Source organism: Pseudohongiella sp. O18, from assembly GCF_021729085.1.
Taxonomy (GTDB): Bacteria; Pseudomonadota; Gammaproteobacteria; order Pseudomonadales; family Pseudohongiellaceae; genus Pseudohongiella.
The window spans coordinates 1,465,651-1,487,289 of record NZ_JAJSAR010000001.1 but is presented as its reverse complement, the minus strand read 5'-3'; the positions used below and the strand labels follow the sequence as shown (position 1 = coordinate 1,487,289).

Sequence of the window (21,639 nt, the reverse complement as noted above, 5' to 3'; positions counted from 1 at the left end):
CTCTGTCTGTCAATCAGTCCAGGGTCAGCGCATCCATCTCGTTGAGGTCCATCAACTCCATTGCCTTGCCGCCCCCACGTGCCACACAGGTCAAGGGGTCATCAGCGACAATGACAGGCAGACCGGTTTCTTCGGCCAGCAGCTTGTCCAGATCCTTAAGCAGCGCGCCACCACCAGTCAGAACCATACCACTCTCAGCGATATCGGACGCCAGTTCCGGAGGAGACTGTTCCAGCGCGCTTTTTACTGCCTGCACGATGGCTGACAGCGGCTCCTGCAGTGCTTCAAGGATTTCATCGCTGTTCAGAGTAAAACTGCGCGGCACGCCTTCGGCCAGGTTGCGACCACGCACGTCGATTTCGCGCAGAATGCCCTCTGATGGATAGGCACAGCCGATTTCCTTTTTGATGCGCTCTGCTGTGGCATCACCAATCAGACTGCCGTAATTGCGGCGAACGTGAGTGATAATCGCCTCGTCAAATCGATCGCCACCGATCCGCACCGATTCCGCGTAGACCACACCATTCAAAGAAATGATGGCAATCTCGGTGGTGCCACCGCCGATATCCACCACCATGGAGCCACTGGGCTTTTCAACTGGCAGGCCTGCACCGATGGCAGCTGCCATGGGCTCCTCGATCAAACGGACTTCACGCGCGCCGGCGCTGAGAACTGATTCCCGGATGGCTCGTCGTTCTACCTGGGTAGATTTACAGGGTACGCAAACCAGCACACGCGGGCTGGGCGGGAAGAAACTGTTTTCGTGAACTTTGCTGATGAAGTGCTGGAGCATTTTTTCGGTGACCTGAAAGTCGGCAATAACACCATCTTTCATGGGTCTGATCGCTGTGATGTTGCCAGGTGTCCGACCCAGCATACGCTTGGCGTCAGCGCCGACAGCGGTAACTGTTTTCTGGCCATTGTGATTTCTGATTGCTACCACCGACGGTTCATTCAGAACGATTCCTTCGCCGCGCACGTAAATCAGTGTGTTGGCCGTTCCAAGATCGATGGACAGATCATTGGAAAACATTCCCCTTATTTTTTTGAACATTGAACTTTTGTTAACCTCAATACTAATCGTACCCGCCCGAAATCCGGACCCCTTGTCCAGCTTCAATGAGCAGACAGACAAATCCCAATACAGTTCCTGCGCCAATACAAAAGTGCTTGTTCAGCGAACGATCGTCTTCCAGGGGAAGGAAACTGTTGCCCTAGACCGGCCTAAATCCCGTATAATCACGGTTTCTCCAGCAATAAGGTATGCACTCTAGCAACGCTCTGATGATAGGGCAAGTATCAAAACATGCCCGCGTTGCAGTCATCCCCGGCCGTCGGGAAAGCGCGCATTATCGCACACTAAGGGAGTTCATGAATGGCTTTGGACAACACTGATGTGGAAAAAATTGCACATCTGGCAAGACTGCAAATCAAACAGCCCGACATCGATGAAGTGACCAGTCGCATCTCCAACATTCTCACCATGATCGACCAGATGCAAAGCATCGACACCAGCGCCGTCACTCCGATGGCGCACCCGTTCGATGCCACCCAGCGGCTGCGGCCGGACCAGGTGACCGAGACCAATCAGCGGGATCGACTGCAGCAGATCGCACCTGCCACAGAGAATGGTCTGTACCTGGTTCCCAAAGTCATTGAGTAAAGCCAACGAGCAAGGATCACCCTTTCATGTTAAGCAAAACTGTAGCAGAGCTGAGCGCAGCCCTGGATCGCAAAGACGTTTCCAGCGTTGAACTGACTCAGGCCTATCTGGATCGCATCGAAAAATTGAATCCGGATCTCAATGCCTACATCACCGTGTGCAAAGAGCAGGCACTGAAACAGGCGGCCGACGCTGACAAACAGCGCGCCGCTGGCAATGGTACTCCTTTCACCGGCATACCCATTGCGCACAAGGACATCTTCTGTACGCGCGACGTGCTGACAACCTGCGGCTCGCGCATGCTGCACAATTTTGTGTCGCCCTACGATGCCAGCGTTGTTGAACGTCTCCAGCAGGCCGGCGCTGTCACGCTGGGTAAAACCAACATGGATGAATTTGCGATGGGTTCATCCAACGAGACCAGTTACTACGGACCGGTTCGCAACCCCTGGGACAGCAGCCGTGTACCCGGCGGATCATCGGGCGGCTCCGCCGCCGCGGTTGCCGCTGATCTGTGTGCCATCGCCACCGGCACCGACACCGGCGGATCAATTCGCCAGCCTGCATCTTTCTGCGGCATTACAGGTTTGAAACCAACCTACGGACGAGTATCCCGCTTTGGCATGATCGCGTTTGCCTCCAGTCTTGACCAGGCTGGTCCGCTAAGCAAAAGCGCAGAAGACGCAGCGCTGATGATGAACGCCATTGCCGGACTGGACTCACGTGACTCCACCAGCCTGGACCATCCGGCCGAAGATTTCACGGCGCATCTGCAGCAGTCGCTGAAAGGTCTGCGCATCGGCCTGCCTCGTGACCACTTCACCGCTGACCTGAACCCAGCTGTGCAGACCATTCTGCAGGATGCGATCAAAGTACTGGAAAGCCTCGGCGCCAGCGTGACCGAGGTTGATCTGCCGCACAATCACCTGTCGGTGCCTGCGTATTACGTCGTGGCACCTGCAGAGGCTTCAGCAAACCTGTCGCGTTATGACGGCGTGCGCTTTGGCCATCGCGCCGAAAACCCGGCGAACCTTGAAGACCTGTACAAGCGCAGCCGCAGCGAAGGCTTTGGTGACGAAGTCAAACGTCGCATCATGGTGGGCACTTACGCACTGTCTGCAGGTTACTATGATGCCTATTACAAGAAGGCGCAGAAAATCCGCCGCTTGATCAAGCAGGATTTTGATGAAGCCTTCAAGTCTGTAGACGTCATCCTGGGACCGACCTCACCCCACACGGCCTTCAAACTTGGTGAGAAAAATGCCGATCCGGTCACCATGTATCTGGAAGACATCTACACGATCGCCGTCAACCTGGCCGGCATCCCTGGCATGTCCCTGCCAGCAGGTATGCTGCAGGGATTGCCTATTGGCATGCAGTTGGTCGGACCGGCGTTTTCAGAGGCACGCCTGCTGAATGTCGCCCATCAGTTCCAGTTGAACACAGACTGGCATCAGCGCCGACCGGAGGTTAAATAATGAGTTGGGAAACCGTCATCGGTCTTGAAGTGCACGTGCAGCTGGCAACTGCCAGCAAACTGTTTTCCGGCAGCAGCACTGCATTTGGTGCAGAACCGAATACCCAGGCCAATATATACGACCTGGCGCTGCCGGGCACGCTACCGGTCATGAACGAGGAAGTTCTGCGGATGGCTGTGTCATTCGGCCTGGCAGTAGACGCAGAAATCGGCAAGCGCTCGGTATTCGACCGCAAGAATTACTTCTACCCCGATCTGCCCAAAGGCTATCAGATCAGTCAGCTGGATCACCCAACCGTTGGCAAAGGCAGCCTGCGTATTGTGATGGATGATGGCTCAGAAAAGGTCATTGGCATTACCCGCGCCCACATCGAAGAAGATGCAGGTAAATCCTTGCATGAAGATTTTCAGGGCATGTCCGGTATCGACCTTAACCGGGCGGGAACACCGCTGCTGGAAATAGTATCGGAGCCTGATCTGCGCAACGCCAAAGAGGCGGTTGCCTATCTGAAGAAACTGCACTCCATCATTCTCTATCTCGGCATCTCCGACGGCAATATGTCTCAGGGCTCCATGCGCTGTGACGCCAACGTATCGGTACGCCGCAAGGGTGCGACAGAATTTGGCACACGTACCGAGATCAAAAACATCAACTCGTTCCGCTTTGTCGAAAAAGCCATCAATCACGAAGTTCAGCGCCAGATTGACCTGATCGAAGATGGCGGCCGTGTCATTCAGGAGACCCGCCTGTACGACTCCGATCGTGACGAGACCCGCTCGATGCGCAGCAAGGAAGTCGCCAACGACTACCGTTACTTCCCCGAGCCGGATCTGCTGCCTGTCGTGATCGATGATGCGTATATTGATGCCGTGCGTGCGACCATGCCAGAGCTGCCAGACGCGCGCTGCAGCCGCTTTGTTAAGCAGTACGGCCTTAGCGAGTATGATGCCGATGTATTGACCAGCAGCCGTGCCATGGCCGATTACTTTGAACAGGTAGCGCAGCTGTGCGGAGACGCCAAGCTGTCAGCCAACTGGGTGACCGTCGACCTGCTGGGGCTGTTGAACAAGCAGGATCTTGATATCCAGCAGAGTCCGGTCACGCCGACCCAGCTGGGCACGTTGATCAGCCGAATCAAGGACAACACCATCTCCGGCAAGATCGCCAAGACCGTGTTTGAAGCGCTGACCGAAGGCGAAACTGATGTCGACCAGATTATTGAGTCTCGCGGGTTGAAGCAGGTCACGGACACAGGTGCCATCGAAAAGCTGGTGGATGATGTGATCGCCGCCAACCCGGATCAGGTCGCACAATACAAAGGCGGTAAGGAAGCAGTGTTTGGATACTTTGTTGGCCAGGCCATGAAGATTTCCAAAGGCAAGGCCAATCCTGCTCAATTGAACGAACTGCTGCGCAAGAAGCTCAGCGAATAAGCCCATCTCTCCTGACAGTCACGGCACCTAGCCGGACTGCCTGGGGTGAGCCAAACGGATGACACCATGATTGAAGAGAAAAAAACCGGGAAAGAACGCACTCAGCCTGCCACTCGCAATGAAGAATGGTCAGATGAGCGCATCAAGGCTTTCTTGAGCCTGGAGCCACCCGAGGGCGTGCCGGCTGATTACCACATCCTGCTCAAAGCCTACCGCGGTATGCTGCCCGAGCAATTCACCCGCTTCGTTCCTTTCTTTGTCGAAGCAGGCCACGACATCAATGTCACGCTGGAAAGTGGCGCCACGTTTCTGGACCATCTGGCGCAGCATCGTCGTGCTGCGCCCTACATGGAAATTCTCGAGTCACATGGCGCCCGTCGCGGCGCATAACCCTCAGATCTAGCGGCGCGGCCGCGGGCGTCCGCCACCGGACGGCTTGCCACCGCGCCCGCCGCGTCCAGCTGGTTTGGACTCATCCTTGAACTTGGACTCCCGCGTGAAAGCCGGTGGATCGGTGAGCAAGCGACTGTCGGGGTGAACGCAAGGCAGTTTCTGACCCAGCTTAGATTCGATATTTGGCAGCAGGAAGGAATCTTCCTCGCAGGCAAAACTGATAGACGTACCGGTAGCACCAGCCCGACCGGTTCTGCCGATGCGGTGAACGTAGTCCTCCGCTTCCTCCGGCAGTGTGTAATTGATGACATGCGTCACATCATCAATGTGCAGACCACGGCCTGCCACGTCCGTCGCTACCAGCACCTTTAACTTGCCTTCACGAAAATCTTCCAGGGTTTTTACACGTTTTTTCTGCGCAATTTCACCGGACAATAACCCACAACTGACACCGTTGCGGTGCAGATTGTCAGCCAGCTTGCGCACCTGGTCGCGACGATTACTAAACACAATCACTTTCTCGGATCCCTGCAGGCCGATCAGGTTGTAAAGCAGTTTGTATTTGTCGTCGCTGGTGACCAGATAGACGATCTGCTCGACCGTGTCAGTGGCAACACGCTCGGGCTCGATTTCGATCATCACCGGATCCATGGCCCAGCGCGACGTCAGTTCCAGAATTTCTGGCGTAAAGGTCGCACTGAACAGCAGGGTCTGACGGCAGTCTTTGTGCGGGGTGCGCGCCACGATGTTGCGAACCTGCGGGATAAAACCCATATCCAGCATGCGATCGGCCTCATCAATAACCAGCAGCTCAACCAGCCCGAGATACAGATGTTCATTCTGCAGAAAATCGATCAGACGGCCGGGCGTCGCTACCACAATATCGACGGGGCGTTTGTCGACCGCCCGCAACTGTTTCTGATAATCCTCACCACCTACAAGGGTGACGACGCGCAGGTCACTGTGTTTGCATAGATCAGTCGCATCATTGGCGATCTGAATGACCAGCTCCCGCGTCGGCGCCAGCACCAGTGCCCTTGGTTCTCCGGCATAGCGCTGTTCGGTAATCGGATTCTTAAGCATGTCATTGATCAGCGTGATCAGGAATGCCGCTGTTTTGCCGGTGCCTGTCTGGGCCTTGCCCGTCACGTCATAACCAACCAGTGTATAGCGCAGACTCTGGGCCTGGATAGGCGTGCAATACTCAAAACCAAGATCGCTAATGGCTTTGGCAAGTGGTTCTGCCAGATCAAAACTGCTGAATTGTACTTTGGGGGCAGGCTGTTTTGCGGGCGTCTCCGGCGTTGTTGGCGCATCAGATGCTGTTGATTCAGAGCCGGGCTGCCCCTCGCCTGATTCTTCTTCTGTTGCTGACTGCTCAGTTGTCGCCAGCATACCTTCAGACTCCGCTACAGATTTCTGCTGCTGATCCAACTCTGTGGCTGGCTCCTGTGCAGTCTCAGGCTCTGGTGCTGGCTGCTGTTCAGCCACCGGGCTATTGTCAGACTCGACTCTGGCAGCTTCTGCACTCTGGCTGTCCTCAACAGGCTGCTCGTCCGCCGGCTGTTCCGGTTCGGAGGCATTCTGCTGCTGCGGCGCTGCTTGCTGGCTTTCCTGCGAAGGGTCTTGCTGCTCGCTGCTATGCGGCTCCTGGCCTGCCTGCACTGGGTCCTGTTGTTCCTGCTTGTTTTGCGTCTGGTCTTGCTGCTCCTGGTTTACCTGATCTTGTGCTTCCTGGTTCGGAGCATCGGGATTACTCTGGTCTGAATCTTTTGTTTGCATGTATTAGCAGCCTGTCTTCTAAATTCGAAATATGGCCCGCATCATAGCGCCTGAGCATTTGCAGCATCAAGCACGCACTGCGCACACCGCGCAGGCGGGATCGCGTGGTAACTTCAACGTCCGCCATTGACTGTCAATGGCATCAAAAATCAGCAACTTACCGCACAAGTCCTGACCTATGCCGGCAATCACTTTTATTGCCTCCAGTGCCTGCATCGTGCCGATAATGCCCACGACTGGCGACAGAACACCATTACGGGCGCAGCTCATCTGCTCGTCATCACCGCCCTCACGGTACAGGCATTGATAGCAGGGACTGTGCTCGCGCCGTGTATCAAACACGGCAACCTGCCCTTCCAGCCGAATGGCGGCGCCAGACACCAGAGGCAGTTTATTTTGCACACAGGCCCGGTTGATCATGAAACGTGTGGCGAAATTATCACAGGCATCCACAATCAGGTCGATGCCTCGGTCGATCTGCGCCTGCAGGGTATGCGCATCCAGCCGTGTCGTCAGTGTCTCAATCTGGACTTCCGGGTTAAGCGCCTGCAGCGTCTGCTGCGCGGAGGCCACTTTTGTTTGCCCAATGCGATCAGTGGTGTGTGCGATCTGGCGCTGCAGATTACTGAGCTCTACCTCGTCATCATCGACCAGCACGAGTTTGCCGACGCCAGCAGCGGCCAGATACATGGCAACCGGACTGCCCAGCCCGCCCATTCCCACAATAAGCACGCTTGCATCCAGCAGCCGCTGCTGACCGGCGATATCCATATTTGGCAGCATGATCTGCCGACTATAGCGTAGCAGCTGTTCGTCATTCATGATCGACACCCCAGCGTCACCCGATCCAGACCCGCAAGGTCCTGAACGGTCCGCACTTGATTAAATTTATGGTGCTCCAGCAACTGTCGCACGGCGGCGCCCTGATTATACCCATGTTCAAGCAGAAGCCAGCCGGCCGGCTTCAGCACGGCCAGCGACTGCTGCACTATAAAACGAATATCACGCAAGCCCTGCTCATCTGAACGCAGTGCTGACAGGGGCTCAAAAGGCAGCGCGCCCTGGCTCAGATGCGGATCCTCCGGGTCAATATAAGGCGGATTACTGACAAGAATGTCGAGTTCAAGCCCATCGGGCAGCGCCGCGCACCAGTCCCCCTGACGAAACTCGATTCGATCGGACAATGACAATCGACGGGCATTGGCGGTTGCGACTGCCAGCGCCGCCTCACTGCGATCAGTGGCATAGACCCGCCAGGCGGGACGCTCTGCCGCCAGAGCCAGGGCAATCGCACCCGACCCGGTACCCAGATCGGCGATAGCAAAGTCTGCGACGTCAGGCCCTGCAATCTCCAGACAGCTTTCCACCAATAGCTCGGTCTCGGGTCTGGGTATCAGCACATCCGGCGTGACATCCAGCTCCAGACTCCAGAACCCCTGGCGACCAAGCAGATAGGCCACCGGTTCGCCCCGCTCGCGGCGGGCAATCAGTTCCTCATAGGCATCCTGAATCCCGGGCTGAACTGGATCGCGCAGGCGCGCCAGTACGCCGGAGCGACTGACACCCATGACCTGCGCCAGCAACAGCTCGGCATCCAGTTGCGGCGAGCCTGATTGCGTCAGCCGGGCGGCCGTCTGCCTGAGCAACTGGCCGACGGAGAGTGTGGCCACGGTCAGGCCGCCAGCTCCGCCAGTTGATCGGCCTGGTATTCATTGATCAGCGGCTGAATCACCGCATCGAGATCACCAGACAGCACTTCTGACAGCTTGTACAAGGTCAGGTTGATACGGTGATCGGTGACTCGCCCCTGGGGATAGTTATAGGTACGGATCCGCTCGGAACGATCGCCAGATCCCACCAGCAGGCGACGGGTATCGGACTGCTCCTTGTCGGCAGCTGCCTGCTGCATGTCATTGAGCCGTGCGCTGAGCAGGGACATGGCGCGCGCACGATTCTTGTGCTGCGAGCGTTCATCCTGACACTCGACCACGATACCAGTCGGGATATGGGTAATGCGAATGGCTGAGTCGGTCTTGTTGACGTGCTGACCACCGGCACCACTGGCACGGAAGGTATCAATGCGCAGATCCGCCTTGTTCAGCTCGATCTCTTCCATCTCATCGCCAGCGGGCAGAATCGCAACCGTGCAGGCAGAGGTATGAATACGTCCCTGTGTCTCGGTCTCGGGTACTCGCTGCACACGGTGCGCACCGGATTCGAATTTCAGGTGTCCATAGACATTCTTGCCGGCCACACGGGTAATGATTTCCTTGTAACCGCCATGTTCACCAGGGCGCTCGCTCAGAATCTCGATGCGCCAGCCTTTGGATTCCGCATACAGGGAATACATTCTGAACAGATCACCAGCAAAGATGGCTGCTTCGTCGCCACCTGTGCCAGCGCGCACCTCCAGAAACACATCCATCGTGTCACGCTCATCCTTGGGCAAAAGCAGCTTCTGAAGTGAAAGCTCAAGCTCTTGCAGAGACTCTTTCAGCTTGAAATACTCTTCTTCAGCCATGGCACGCATGTCCGGGTCACTGTCGCGCATCATATCCTGCGCCTGCGACATATCCTGCTGCGCCGTGCGGTAGCGCTCAAACTCCTGGGCGATCGGTTCAAGGTCTGCGAACTCGCGCGACAGTTTGCGAAAACGCTCCTGATCGGCGATCGTCTCGGCATCACTGAGCAGCGCCTGCAGCTCCTGGTAGCGCTCCGCTAAATGTTCCAGTTTCTGAAAGATGGACTCTTTCATGACTCATCTCCCAATTGATACAGCTCCTGCACCAGACGCACGACCTCGTCGCGTCCTTCGGCGCTGGCTTTTTTCATTTGCACACTGGGTGTATGGATAAGTTTGTTGGTCAAACCCCGCGCCAGAGACTCCAGCACCTGCTCGGCATCAACACCCTTCTCCAGCGAACGCCTGGCCTTCTCAAGCTCTGCCTGACGAATTGCATCAGCCTGGCCGCGAAATGCCCGCAAGGTGGCTACAGCGTTCAGGGCTCTTAATTGCCGCAGATACTCTTCTACACCACGCTCAATGATGGCGCTGGCCTGCTCGGCCGCCTGTGCGCGACTCTTCACCCCGTCCTCAATCACGTCGCGGATATCGTCAACGCTATATAGATAGGCATCACTGATCTGCCCCACTTCAGGTTCGATATCGCGCGGAACGGCCAGGTCGACCAGCAGCATGGGCTTGTGTCGGCGGCTCTTCAGCGCCCGTTCGACAGCGCCTTTACCGAGCAATGGCAACTGGCTGTTGGTCGAGGAAACGATGATATCCGCATGCTCCAACTCCGCCGGAATATCCGACAGCAGGACGCCGCGCGCACCAAACTTGTCTCCCAGTTTGACCGCATTTTCCAGAGTCCGGTTGGCAATCACGATTCGTTTGACGCCACGCTCAATCAGATGGCGCGCCACCAGCTCAATGGTATGGCCCGCACCAATCAGCAGTGCATTCAGGCTGCGCAATTCAGAGAATATCTGCTCCGCCAGAGTGACAGCCGCGTAGGCAACTGAAACCGGGTTCTCGCCAATGGCGGTATCGGTTCGCACTTCCTTGGCAATGGAGAACGCTTCCTGAAAGGCCTTGCCGAGATCGGAGCCGGCCGCGCCAAGATCTTTGGCAACTGCAAACGCGGATTTGATCTGACCCAGAATCTGGGGCTCGCCGAGCACCATGGAATCGAGTCCGCAGGCGACCCGCATCAAATGGCGGATCACGTCCTCACGCCAGTGAAAATAACTGCAGGTGCCCAGCTCCGTGGCATCAATTCCGTGGTAGTCGCTCAGCCACTGCAACAGCTTCTGCTGTTCCTGTTGCATGCGTTCGGGGCTGAACTCCTGCTCCTGGTCGCCCTCTATATCAACATCTATATACAGCTCGGTCCGGTTACAGGTGGACACAATCACAGCTTCAGACACATGCTGCAAGGACCGCACGCCCTGCATGGCGTCCGCCATTTTTTCAGGTGGGAATGCCACCTTCTCACGAAGTGTCACATTGGCCGTGTTGTGATTGATGCCGAGCAGAACCAGCGCCATACTGAGCCTTGAGTCGAAAAAGTGCGCTATCTTACTAAAAAACGGGGGCGTTTGCCCGTTCTGGAGTGGGAATTTGGCCACAAAGAGCAGGCAACGCACGTATTATGGGGCCCGCCCGGTCTTCAGTGTAGTGTTGAATTATAACTGTTGCTACAATCCGGGCGTGCCCTGGCACACCCATGACCGGATATTATGATAAAAATTTTACCAAGACTGTTCTATCTCAGCCTGCCGCTTTTGGCCGCATGCGCCAGCAATCCTGCGCCACCAGATGCTGAGCCACAAGCACCAGAGCCTTCCGAACAGGCGGTTAAGGCCCCTGTGCAGGCTGCACCTGAGCCACCCATCGAGTACGGTAATTTTACCCAGGAGCAGCTGGAGCTGGCACTGCTCAGCGAATTCCGTGGTCTGCGCGGTGACATGGCTGGCGCGGCCGAGGGATATTATCGACTGGCACTGGAAACACAGGACCCGGGCATCATCCGGCGTGCCGTAGAGTATGCATCAGCACTGGGCAATGCGCAGGCACTGTCCAATCTGGCTGACCAGTGGCTGGCGATTGAACCTGACGCCATGGACCCGCATTTGATCATTGGCTACCAGTTCATGGAGCAGGGTCTGTTCGTAAGAGCCCTGCCACATTTCGAACAGGTTATGGCGCTAGGTGGCCAGGTCGATTTCACGGCGCTGTCAGCGCGCACTGCCAATCTGGAAGACCGTCAACGCCAGGTCATCATTGAACGACTGCAGGCCATCAATACACGGCACCCGGACGAACCCTCCGTTTATTACGCCCTGGCACAGCTGCACGACCAGAGCGGCGATACCGACAGCGCCCGCGCCATCCTTGATGTGGCCCGCCAGCGCTACGGCGACAACCCAAGAACCGTGCTTATAGAAGCACAGCTGCTTCAGAACAGCGGCCAGGTTGAGGCGGCCGAAGCGCTGCTGGCGGAGTACGTCGAGCGCTATCCGGAGCACCGGCTGCTGCGTTACAGCTACGCACAGCTGCTGGTGCAGAACGAAAAACTTGAACCAGCTTCGATTCAGTTTACCGAACTGCTGCGGCGCGAACCCGGCGATATGGAAACACTGTATTCGCTGATCCTGATCAACCTGGAAATTGATCAGTTGACGCTGGCCGAAGCCCAGCTGCGTGACCTGTTACGCTCCGGGTACCGGCAGAATGAAGCACACTACTATCTTGGCTATGTTCTGGAGGCTCGAGACGAGCTTGAACAGGCGCTGTTCCACTACCAGCAGGTCCAGCGGCGTTCCAACGCCTTTCTGAACGCCCAGCGTGAAGCCCTGCGATTGCAGGTAGATCTCGAGCAGTTCGACGAAGCTGAGGCCTGGGTGGCACAAATGAGCGCGCGGGACGCCGCACTGGCGCCCGCGTATCCGGCTCTGCTCGCCGAAGCCCTTATTAATGCCGGACATCACGAGCGGGCATTGACGGTGCTTGACCAGGCACTGCTGGATCATCCACAGAATGTCGATCTGCTGTTCGCACGCACCCTGCTGCACGAGCGCGCCGGACGCCAGGAAGCTGCCGAACGTGATCTGCAGCGCATCATTGCCATCAACCCCAACGATGCACGAGCCCTGAACCACCTCGGGTACTCACTGACGGTCAGGACCGATCGCTATCAGGAGGCGCTGGAGCTGATCGAGCGCGCCATTGATATTTCACCCGATGACCCGGCCATCATCGACAGCCTGGGCTGGGTGCAGTTCAAGCTCGGGTATCTGGACGACGCACTGTACAACCTGCAGCGCGCCTATGCTGCGTTTCCTGACCCTGAAGTGGCCGCCCATCTGGGCGAGGTTTTGTGGGTAACCGGTAAAGAAGCAGAAGCCCTGTTGATCTGGGAACAGGCGCTGGATGCCGACCCTGACAGCGAGCATGTGCTGGACGCCATGGAGCGCCTCACTGGGGATTCGCCCGGAGAAACATCCTGATGATGCAACGCGCCTGCCTGTCGCTTACATGCCTGCTTGTGCTTGCATCCTGCCAGAGCACACCGCGTATCGATGCACCCGTCAATCCGGAGTGGGCGCAGCGCCAGCAGGTTCTGCAGCAAATCGAGCGCTGGGAGTTTACCGGCAGCATTAATGTGCGCGACGCTGAGGAGGCACACTCTTCCCGGATTCGCTGGCAACAGGACGAAGAGCGGTACCGTATCAACCTGTGGGGCACGTTTAATATTGGTGCTACCGAGATCAACGGACAACCCGGCTACGTGCGGATTGAACAACAGGGCGAAGACCCGGTCATTACCGATTCGCCGGAAGAGCTGCTGTATCAGCAGATCGGTTATGAGTTACCCGTCACCGAGCTCAACTACTGGATCCGGGGAATCCCGGCACCCGGCGAAGCTCACGATCTCAGCTTTGGTGAGACCAGCCAGCTGCTGCAGTTTCAGCAAAGCGGCTGGCAGATCAACTACATGGGCTACACAAACTTTGGCACCGAAACCTTGCCAACCCGCATTCGCATACAGAAGTCGCCGCTGCGCCTCGACCTCTACCGCCTGGACTGGTCGCTGCCAGGTGACGAGCCACTGATAGTGACGCAACAAGACTCATGAGCTCAGCCACTGCAACACTGGTGGTCCCTGCGCCGGCCAAACTTAATCTGTTTCTTCACATCACAGGTCGCCGCGCTGACGGTTATCACAATCTGCAGACGGTGTTCCAGATACTCGATCACGGCGACACGCTGCACTTGAGGCCGCGCCGCGACGGCAAGCTGAGACTGGACTGCAACAGATCCGGGCTGATCAGCGACGACAATCTGGTGCTTCGCGCCGCGCGCGCCCTTCAGTCCGACAGCGGCTGTCCGCTTGGCGCCGACATCTATCTGGACAAGCGCCTGCCTGCCGGCGGGGGGCTGGGTGGTGGCAGCAGCGATGCCGCGAGCACACTGCTGGCACTGAATGCCCTGTGGAAACTCGGCATGGATAAACAGCAATTGGCCAGCATTGGCCTGGCGCTGGGAGCTGACGTCCCGGTTTTTGTCCACGGCAACAGTGCCTGGGCAGAAGGTGTCGGCGAGCACCTCACGCCCATTTCATTGCCTGCAGCGACTTACCTGGTGATCACTCCCGACTGCCACGTCACTACCGGCAGAATTTTTTCACATGAGCAATTGACACGAGACACGTCACCCATCAAAATGTGCGCCTTTCTGGCAGGGCAGTCCCGAAACGACTGCGAAACACTGGTCAGAAACCTGTATCCCGAGGTGGATGAGGCGCTGAATTGGCTCGCTCAATTCGCCCCCGCCAGGATGACAGGAACAGGCGCCAGTGTTTTTGCATCATTCAGGACAGAAGCTGACGCCAAAAAAGTATTGCACGAACTGGAACACATTGATTTGCCGGCTTTAAAACGCGCCAGCGGCTTTGTGGCTCAAGGACTGAACCAGTCTCCAGTCGACCAGGCTCTGGCCTCGCAACTGGACGTGCAATAGGAAAGTGGCTTAAAATAGCCAACTATCACTGGGGTGTCGCCAAGTTGGTAAGGCACAAGGTTTTGATCCTTGCATGCGTTGGTTCGAGTCCAGCCACCCCAGCCAAATCCCCGGAAATCCGCACATGCATCACCCCCTGGGTCGATGCGGTGCGGATTTTCTGATTGAACGAGCAGAGCGTCCAGGCAGTCATCGGCCGCCAGCAATGACGAACAGAAACTATCCGGACGGGCAGCGTTATCAAACAGTCACTGTTCAAGACCAAGCAGCTCATGAACCGGAGCCCCGCCCGCAGCAAGTCTGAAGGTACTCAACTCATGGCAAACAACTTGATGGTTTTCACCGGCAATGCGAACCCGGTGCTGGCAGAGAAAATTGCCCGCTATATCGGTATTCCGCTGGGTGATGCCGATATTGGCAAGTTCAGCGACGGCGAAGTGGCGGTCGAAATCAAGGAAAACGTACGAGGCAAGGACGTTTTTATCATTCAGTCCACCTGTGCACCTACCAATGACAGCCTGATGGAACTTCTGCTGACCGCTGATGCCATGCACCGCGCCTCAGCCAACCGCATCACTGCCGTGATTCCGTATTTCGGCTATGCCCGTCAGGATCGTCGCGTTCGCTCAGCGCGCGTGGCTATCAGTGCCAAAGTGGTTGCTGACATGATTTCTGCGGTTGGCATCAATCGCGTGCTGACAGTTGATCTGCATGCCGAACAGATCCAGGGCTTCTTCAGCATTCCAGTGGACAACGTGTATGGATCGCCGGTACTGACCGAAGACATCGTTCGTCAGAATTATGAAAACCTGACTGTGGTATCACCAGACATCGGTGGTGTTGTGCGTGCACGCGCGGTGGCCAAGCAGTTGAACGTGGATCTGGCGATTATCGACAAACGTCGCCCACAGGCCAACGAAGCCCAGGTCATGCACATTATCGGTGAAGTGAAAAACCGTACCTGCCTGATCGTGGACGACATGGTTGATACGGCTGGCACCCTGTGCAAAGCTGCTGCCGCTCTGAAAGAGCACGGAGCAACCAAAGTTGTGGCGTACTGTACACACCCGGTCCTGTCCGGCAAAGCGGCCGAAAATATTGCCAACTCGACGCTGGATACGCTGGTGGTTACTGACACCATCCCGCTGAGCGACGAGATCAAGAAGTGCAAGAAAGTTCGCCAATTGAGCATGGCGCGCCTGCTGGCCGAGTCTATCCGACGCGTCAGCAATGAAGAATCCATCAGTGCCATGTTTGACAGCGCTGAAATCTGATTTTAACCGGAGTGTCAGGAGCAGTTTTCCCGACACTCTTTTACTGACACGTCTGCGGCGCTGGTCGCAAGCAAAGCAGGCGTTATTTGAAACTGGAGGGACATCATGTCCAATGAGTTTGATCTGAATGCAACTGCCAGAGACGACCTGGGGAAAGGTGCGAGCCGCCGCCTGCGTCGCCTGGCTGACGAAGTACCGGCCATCATCTACGGCGGCAACAAAAAGCCGCAGTCGATTTCGATTCCTCACAAGGATCTGCTGAAGGCCACCACCAACGAAGCGTTCTTTGCGCACATCATCACACTTCACGTGGATGGCAAAAAAGAACAGGTCGTTATCAAGGACCTGCAGCGTCACCCGGCCAAGCCGCGCCTGATGCACGCAGACTTCCAGCGCGTCAGCGCCAAGCAGACCATTCACGTGAAAGTACCTGTACACGTTCTGAACGAAGAGAAGTGTAAAGGCGTGAAACTGGGTGGTGGCAGCCTGCTGCGTACCATCACTGAACTTGAAATCGTGTGTCTGCCCAAAGACCTGCCAGAGTACCTGGAAATCGACGTGGCCAACCTGGGTGTGGGCGAAGCCATCCACATCTCCCAGATTGACTTCCCGAAAGGCGTCAGCAGCGTAGACCTGACGCACGGCGCCGATGCTGACCACGCCGTTGTTACTGTTCAGCCGCCTCGTGGCGGTGCGCAGGACGAAGAGTCTGACGACGAAGAGTCCGGCGAGGAGTAATCTCTCCTGCCATGAGCACTGACACGCTCAAATTGATTGTGGGCCTGGGAAATCCGGGCCCGCAATATCGCTTTAACCGCCACAATGTGGGCGTCTGGTTTCTGGATGAGATCTGTCGACGCTACCACGGCGAACTCCGTCCCGAAGCACGTTTTCATGGGAATGTGGCACGTGTCACCATTGAAGGAAACGATGTCCGACTGTTATTCCCTACCACCTTCATGAATCGCAGCGGCCTGTCCGTGGCCAGTCTCTGTCATTACTTCGATATCCAGCCACAGCAGATGCTGGTCGCTTACGATGAGATAGATTTCCCTGTCGGCACAACCCGTCTGAAATCGGGCGGTGGTCATGGCGGGCACAATGGCATGCGCGATATCATCAGCGCGCTTGGTGGAGCAAATGATTTCAAACGTCTACGTATCGGCGTGGGCCACCCTGGCGACAAAAACAAAGTTGCCAATTATGTGCTTAGCGATCCCGGCAAAGACGACACCATACAGATAGAACACGATATTGATCAGGCTCTCAAGGTTCTGCCCCAACTGGTTAACGGACAGTGGAATCAGGCAATGCAGACCCTGCACAGTCAGAGCCCTGTTGCAGACAGCCAATAGACATCACACTTTACAGGATATACACCCATGGGTTTTAAATGCGGCATCGTTGGCCTGCCAAACGTCGGAAAATCAACACTGTTCAACGCGCTTACCAAAGCGGGTATTGCTGCAGAGAATTTTCCGTTCTGCACCATTGAACCCAATTCAGGCATTGTACCCATGCCAGATCCGCGACTTGACGTGCTGGCAGACATCGTTCAACCGCAAAAGACCATTCCCACCAGCATGGAGTTTGTGGACATCGCCGGACTGGTTGCCGGCGCCTCCAAAGGCGAAGGCCTGGGTAACCAGTTTCTTGCCAACATTCGTGAGACTGACGCGATTGCACATGTCGTGCGCTGCTTTGAAGACAGCAATATCGTCCATGTCGCTGACACCATCAACCCGGTAGCGGACATTGAGACCATCAATACCGAGCTGGCACTGGCCGACCTGGAGTCAGTGGAAAAAGGTATTCTGCGACTGGGCCGCATCGCCAAGGGCGGTGACAAGGACGCGGTGCGACAGATTGCCCTGTTCGAAAAGGTTAAACAACACCTGGATGGCGCTCAACCGGTTCGCAGCATGGGCCTGAGCAAGGAAGAACTGGCAGATCTGTATTCGCTGCATCTGCTGACTGTCAAACCAACCATGTACATCGCCAACGTTGACGAAGATGGATTCGAGAACAATCCCCATCTGGATAAAGTCCGCGCTGTGGCAGAAGCCGAAGGTGCCGTACTCGTGCCGATCTGCAACAAACTGGAAGCGGAAATTGCGGAGCTGGAAGACGACGAAAAGCTCGAATTCCTGCAGGATCTGGGCATGGAAGAGCCAGGACTTGATCGCGTTATCCGTGCCGGTTACAGCCTGCTGGGCCTGCAGACCTATTTCACCGCCGGACCCAAGGAAGTGCGTGCCTGGACCATCAAACAGGGTGCCACGGCTCCCCGCGCAGCTGCCGCCATTCATACCGATTTCGAACGTGGGTTTATCCGCGCCGAGGTCATCGCCTACGACGACTATGTTGCCTTTAAAGGTGAACAGGGCGCCAAGGATGCCGGCAAATGGCGACTGGAAGGCAAGGAATACATTGTCCACGATGGTGATGTGATTCACTTCCGCTTCAATGTTTAAGTCGCGTATATCAGGTTCTTGACAAAGGCCCTTGAAATAGACAAAATGCGCGTCCTCGATGTGGCTACGTAGCTCAGCTGGTTAGAGCACAGCATTCATAATGCTGGGGTCGGTGGTTCAAGTCCACCCGTAGCTACCACTCTTTTTCTCCCCCTGCGGCCCAAAAAACGGACTCCGACTATGACCCAGGGCACGACCACAGATCAGCCAAGTCCCGAGCAGCAGCCAAAGAAACCACGTGGCGGATTTCTCGGCAATCTTGCATTCAACATCATCATCCCGGTCGTCATTCTCAGCCGTTTTAATGGTGAAGACAGCCTTGGGCCGAGTCTGAGCATTGTTGTGGCACTGGCCTTCCCCATCCTTTATGGCCTGTGGGATCTGCGGGAGTCCGGCAAGATCAATCCATTTTCGGTACTTGGTGTCGTCAGTGTTTTTCTGACCGGCGGCATCAGTCTGCTGCAACTTGATCCACAGTACATTGCGATCAAGGAAGCAGCCATTCCCGGAATCATCGGGCTCGCAGTACTGATCAGCCAGCGGACACGCTTCCCGCTGGTCAAGACCTTGATACTGAACGCACAGTTGATCCGTGTTCAAGCGCTGTATGATGCGCTGGCAGCAAAGGGCAATACGGAAGTGTTCGAACGCCGTCTGGCGCAGGCCTCAATGATTGTGGCGGGGTCTTTTTTCCTGTCTTCGGCGCTGAACTACATTCTGGCGCGAGTTATTCTGGTGAGCCCACCTGGCACCAGCGAGTTCAGCGCAGAGCTGGGTCGCATGACAGCACTCAGCTACCCGGTCATTGCGATTCCCAGCATGATCGTCCTGATGATCGCGATCTGGTTTGTGTTTTCACAGATCCACAGGCTTACCGATCAGAAACTGGAAACCTTTCTGGTAGACAACAATTAATCGATTGGAAACACCACCAGGTGATCCATCTCCACCTTAATGCCAATATCACTGCCCACCGGATGGGCATGATGACTGGGCACCAGGCTTAGCACCTTAGCGCCACTGGGCAGTGCCAGCGAGTACATAAAGTCGGCCCCACGGAATACCTTTTTCAGTACCCGGGCAGTTTCTTTACTGTTGTCGTCATGTACTACGTCGTCAGGGCGGATCAGCACTGATACCAGGTCACCCGCTTTGTGTGCAATCGGCTCATGTGTTGTTAGCACCCCAAGTTCAGTACTCACACTGAGGGTATCAATGACCGTCCCGGGCAGGAATACACCCTCACCGACGAAATCAGCCACGTAGGCATTTCGCGGCTCATGATAAAGTTCGAATGCGGTGCTCCACTGCAACAGCCGCCCGGCTCGCATGACGCCAATTTCATCAGCCATGGCAAAGGCTTCAAGTTGATTGTGACTCACCAGAATACTGGTGATGCCGTCCTGTTTGAGCACCTCACGAATCTCACGCGCAATGTCTTCGCGCAACTCGACGTCCAGACTCGCAAACGGCTCATCCAGCAACAGAATGCGCGGCCGCGGCGCCATGGCGCGAGCGATGGCGACGCGCTGCTGCTGGCCACCTGACAGGCGATGGGGATAGGCACCCAGCAGCTCCTCAATGTGCAGCATGCGGGCCAGCTCCTGCACCCTGGCCAGTTTGTCAGCGGCTTTCCAGCCAGTCAGACCGAAGGCGATGTTGTCCTCCACACTCAGATGGGGAAAAAGCGCGTAGTCCTGAAACACCATACCAACCTGACGCTTCTCGACGGGCATCTGGCTGCCGGGTTTGCTCACCAGCTGTCCGGCAATCTGAATGCTGCCCTGCGTGACCGGCTCAAAGCCAGCGATGGCGCGCAGCAAGGTCGTCTTGCCACAGCCACTGGGCCCCAGCAGACAGCCGATATCACCCTGCGCCAGTTGCAGGCTGATGTCATGGACAATTGGCGTGTTCTGCAACGCCACCGAAATAGTGTCAATCTGCAATGCGTGAGTCATGGCCCGGTCTTGATGCTGAAATGGATAGACTGATGATGATAACAGGAATGATGCCAGCCAGAACGATCATCAGGGCCGACGCGGCGGCCTCAGTCAGACGTTCCTGGTTGGCCAGCTCGTAGGTGCGAATGGCCAGTGTATTAAAGTTGAACGGCCGCAGAATCAAGGTCGCGGGCAGCTCTTTGAGGACATCCACAAACACCAGCAGCGCCGCAGTCAACAGGCTGCCGCGCAGCATGGGAATATGCACGCGTCGCAGCATCTGCCAGTTGCCCAGCCCCATGGAACGGCCCACATCGTCCATGGTTGGTTTTATTTTGCCAAGGCCGGCATCCAGCGTATTCATTGATACCGGCAGGAATCGCACCGTGTAGGCAAACATCACGGCCCCCAGCGTGCCACTTAACAGCAGCCCTGTGGAAAAGTCGAACTGCCCGCGCATCCAGCCGTCGAGAGTATTATCAAAAAAAGTGAAGGGGATCAGCACACCAACCGCAATCACTGTGCCGGGGATTGCATACCCCAGACTCAGCACACGAACAGCGGTCCGCATTGGCATGCCAGGCTGCAGGCGCTTCGCATAGCTGATACCCAGTCCCAGCCCCAGCGTGATCAGTGCCGCCACCAGAGCAAGGCGCAGACTGTTGAAAAGCAGATTGCTGAAATCCCCGAAATTGACCAGATCGCGGGTATCCCAGGCCCACCAGGACAACTGCAGGAAAGGGATCAGAAAGCCGCACAGCACCGGCAATGCACAGAACAGCATGGCTGCCATGCTCTGCCAGCCAGCCAGACGCTTAGGGTGCAATTGTGAGTACTTGCTACTTGTGTGATGGAAACGTGCCTTGTTGCGCGACCATTGTTCAGTGACGATCAATACCAGAATGAACAGCATCAGAACGGCTGACAGCTGCGCGGCCGCCGTGGAGCTGCCCATACCAAACCAGGTCCGGAATATGCCGGTGGTAAAAGTCGACAGACCAAAATACTGCACCGTGCCATAGTCGGCCAGTGTCTCCATGAGCACCAGCGCCAGTCCCGCAACAATGGCCGGTCGCGCCAGCGGCACAGCCACCCTGGAGAAGGACCGCCAGGGGCTTGCGCCCAGCGTGCGCGAGACTTCCAGCACGCAGACAGACTGCTCCAGAAACGCCATGCGTGACAACAGGTAAACGTAGGGATACAGAACCAGCGCCAGCATCACAATGGCACCGCTCAATGAGCGAACCTGCGGAAACCAGTAATCACCGAAGCGCAGATCAAAGGTTTCGCGGATAAACCCCTGAACCGGACCGGTGACATCCAGCATGCCCGTATAGGTGTAGGCGATGATATAGGCTGGCATGGCAAGCGGCAGGATCAGCGCCCACTCCAGCACCCGACTGCCAGGAAAACGCGTCATGGTGACCAGCCAGGCCGGCACCACGCCCAGCACCAGTACCAGCAGCCCAACCCCGGTCATCAAGGTGAGAGACTGACCTATATAGGACCACAACAGCGTGTCAGCCAGATGTTGCCAGACGCCATCGCTGTCTGCGCCTATGGACCAGAGAACGGTAAAAATCGGCAGGCTTAAAAGCAAACAAAGCGCAATGATACTAATCAGTGCGCTTCGTCCACGACCTTGTTGAGTATGCAATGTCTTGCCAGTCAAAA

20 protein-coding genes and 2 tRNA genes are annotated in these 21,639 nt (G+C 56.4%); 14 read left to right on the top strand and 8 right to left on the bottom strand.

Annotation, left to right across the window (positions count from 1 at the left end; genetic code table 11):
• Window positions 1-13: 13 nt before the first annotated feature.
• Window positions 14-1,054: a rod shape-determining protein gene (locus LVD14_RS06540; protein WP_237133225.1), complete on the bottom strand. Its 1,041-nt coding sequence runs from the start codon at window positions 1,052-1,054 to the stop codon at window positions 14-16.
• Window positions 1,055-1,375: 321 nt separating this feature from the next.
• Here LVD14_RS06540 and gatC point away from each other — a divergent pair, with 321 nt between their 5' ends.
• From gatC to LVD14_RS06520, 4 genes are read left to right on the top strand one after another with little or no spacing between them, the layout of a single operon-like run.
• Window positions 1,376-1,663: an Asp-tRNA(Asn)/Glu-tRNA(Gln) amidotransferase subunit GatC gene (gene gatC / locus LVD14_RS06535; RefSeq protein ID WP_237133224.1), complete on the top strand. Its 288-nt coding sequence runs from the start codon at window positions 1,376-1,378 to the stop codon at window positions 1,661-1,663.
• A gap of 26 nt (window positions 1,664-1,689) precedes the next feature.
• On the top strand, window positions 1,690-3,141 hold the full coding sequence (gene gatA / locus LVD14_RS06530) for an Asp-tRNA(Asn)/Glu-tRNA(Gln) amidotransferase subunit GatA (protein WP_237133223.1): 1,452 nt from the start codon (window positions 1,690-1,692) through the stop codon (window positions 3,139-3,141).
• A complete protein-coding gene (gatB, locus tag LVD14_RS06525; protein ID WP_237133222.1) occupies window positions 3,141-4,574 on the top strand; it encodes an Asp-tRNA(Asn)/Glu-tRNA(Gln) amidotransferase subunit GatB in 1,434 nt (477 codons plus the stop codon). Before gatA ends, gatB begins: the two co-directional genes overlap by 1 nt.
• Before the next feature lie 45 nt (window positions 4,575-4,619).
• Window positions 4,620-4,964, top strand: coding sequence for a PA4642 family protein (locus LVD14_RS06520; protein ID WP_237133221.1), 345 nt, complete (start codon window positions 4,620-4,622; stop codon window positions 4,962-4,964).
• A 9-nt stretch (window positions 4,965-4,973) separates the two neighbouring features.
• Here the strand turns inward: LVD14_RS06520 and rhlB are convergent, their stop codons facing one another.
• The 5 genes from rhlB to hemA all read right to left on the bottom strand — a co-directional run bounded on the left by rhlB (window position 4,974) and on the right by hemA (window position 10,802).
• Complete coding sequence (gene rhlB / locus LVD14_RS06515; RefSeq protein WP_237133220.1) at window positions 4,974-6,749, bottom strand: ATP-dependent RNA helicase RhlB; 1,776 nt, start codon at window positions 6,747-6,749, stop codon at window positions 4,974-4,976.
• A gap of 66 nt (window positions 6,750-6,815) precedes the next feature.
• The gene (locus tag LVD14_RS06510) at window positions 6,816-7,574 is read right to left on the bottom strand and encodes a molybdopterin-synthase adenylyltransferase MoeB (RefSeq protein WP_317622129.1); all 759 of its coding nucleotides are present in this window, start codon (window positions 7,572-7,574) and stop codon (window positions 6,816-6,818) included.
• Window positions 7,568-8,419 carry a peptide chain release factor N(5)-glutamine methyltransferase gene (gene prmC, locus LVD14_RS06505; protein WP_237133218.1) on the bottom strand — a complete coding sequence of 284 codons (852 nt, stop codon included), beginning with the start codon at window positions 8,417-8,419 and terminating at the stop codon, window positions 7,568-7,570. Before prmC ends, LVD14_RS06510 begins: the two co-directional genes overlap by 7 nt.
• Window positions 8,420-8,421: 2 nt before the next feature.
• Window positions 8,422-9,504 (bottom strand): peptide chain release factor 1, encoded by a 1,083-nt coding sequence (gene prfA / locus LVD14_RS06500; RefSeq protein WP_237133217.1) that lies wholly within the window; start codon window positions 9,502-9,504, stop codon window positions 8,422-8,424.
• Window positions 9,501-10,802: a glutamyl-tRNA reductase gene (gene hemA, locus LVD14_RS06495; protein WP_237133216.1), complete on the bottom strand. Its 1,302-nt coding sequence runs from the start codon at window positions 10,800-10,802 to the stop codon at window positions 9,501-9,503. The genes prfA and hemA overlap by 4 nt, the downstream gene beginning before the upstream one ends.
• 192 nt (window positions 10,803-10,994) lie before the next feature.
• Between hemA and LVD14_RS06490 the strand changes: the two genes are divergently transcribed.
• The 10 genes from LVD14_RS06490 (at window position 10,995) to LVD14_RS06445 (ending at window position 18,940) form a co-directional block, all read left to right on the top strand.
• The gene (locus LVD14_RS06490; RefSeq protein ID WP_237133215.1) at window positions 10,995-12,764 is read left to right on the top strand and encodes a tetratricopeptide repeat protein; all 1,770 of its coding nucleotides are present in this window, start codon (window positions 10,995-10,997) and stop codon (window positions 12,762-12,764) included.
• A complete protein-coding gene (lolB, locus tag LVD14_RS06485) occupies window positions 12,764-13,393 on the top strand; it encodes a lipoprotein insertase outer membrane protein LolB (RefSeq protein WP_237133214.1) in 630 nt (209 codons plus the stop codon). Before LVD14_RS06490 ends, lolB begins: the two co-directional genes overlap by 1 nt.
• On the top strand, window positions 13,390-14,277 hold the full coding sequence (ispE, locus tag LVD14_RS06480) for a 4-(cytidine 5'-diphospho)-2-C-methyl-D-erythritol kinase (RefSeq protein WP_237133213.1): 888 nt from the start codon (window positions 13,390-13,392) through the stop codon (window positions 14,275-14,277). The genes lolB and ispE overlap by 4 nt, the downstream gene beginning before the upstream one ends.
• Before the next feature lie 29 nt (window positions 14,278-14,306).
• Window positions 14,307-14,382 (top strand) — tRNA-Gln (locus LVD14_RS06475).
• A gap of 212 nt (window positions 14,383-14,594) precedes the next feature.
• On the top strand, window positions 14,595-15,551 hold the full coding sequence (locus LVD14_RS06470; protein ID WP_237133212.1) for a ribose-phosphate pyrophosphokinase: 957 nt from the start codon (window positions 14,595-14,597) through the stop codon (window positions 15,549-15,551).
• A 105-nt stretch (window positions 15,552-15,656) separates the two neighbouring features.
• Window positions 15,657-16,289: a 50S ribosomal protein L25/general stress protein Ctc gene (locus tag LVD14_RS06465; RefSeq protein WP_237133211.1), complete on the top strand. Its 633-nt coding sequence runs from the start codon at window positions 15,657-15,659 to the stop codon at window positions 16,287-16,289.
• A gap of 11 nt (window positions 16,290-16,300) precedes the next feature.
• A complete protein-coding gene (pth, locus tag LVD14_RS06460; RefSeq protein WP_237133210.1) occupies window positions 16,301-16,906 on the top strand; it encodes an aminoacyl-tRNA hydrolase in 606 nt (201 codons plus the stop codon).
• Between the two features lie 27 nt (window positions 16,907-16,933).
• On the top strand, window positions 16,934-18,025 hold the full coding sequence (gene ychF / locus LVD14_RS06455; RefSeq protein ID WP_237133209.1) for a redox-regulated ATPase YchF: 1,092 nt from the start codon (window positions 16,934-16,936) through the stop codon (window positions 18,023-18,025).
• Window positions 18,026-18,087: 62 nt separating this feature from the next.
• Window positions 18,088-18,164 (top strand) — tRNA-Met (locus LVD14_RS06450).
• Window positions 18,165-18,205: 41 nt separating this feature from the next.
• Window positions 18,206-18,940, top strand: coding sequence for a VC0807 family protein (locus tag LVD14_RS06445; RefSeq protein ID WP_237133208.1), 735 nt, complete (start codon window positions 18,206-18,208; stop codon window positions 18,938-18,940).
• On the opposite strand, the gene LVD14_RS06440 is transcribed toward LVD14_RS06445, so the two are convergent.
• Both LVD14_RS06440 and LVD14_RS06435 read right to left on the bottom strand, forming a co-directional pair.
• On the bottom strand, window positions 18,937-19,983 hold the full coding sequence (locus tag LVD14_RS06440) for an ABC transporter ATP-binding protein (protein ID WP_237133207.1): 1,047 nt from the start codon (window positions 19,981-19,983) through the stop codon (window positions 18,937-18,939). The two genes, LVD14_RS06445 and LVD14_RS06440, sit on opposite strands and share 4 nt — an antisense overlap.
• Window positions 19,961-21,565, bottom strand: a complete 1,605-nt coding sequence (locus tag LVD14_RS06435; RefSeq protein WP_317622682.1) for an iron ABC transporter permease — start codon at window positions 21,563-21,565, stop codon at window positions 19,961-19,963. The genes LVD14_RS06440 and LVD14_RS06435 overlap by 23 nt, the downstream gene beginning before the upstream one ends.
• Window positions 21,566-21,639 lie beyond the last annotated feature (74 nt).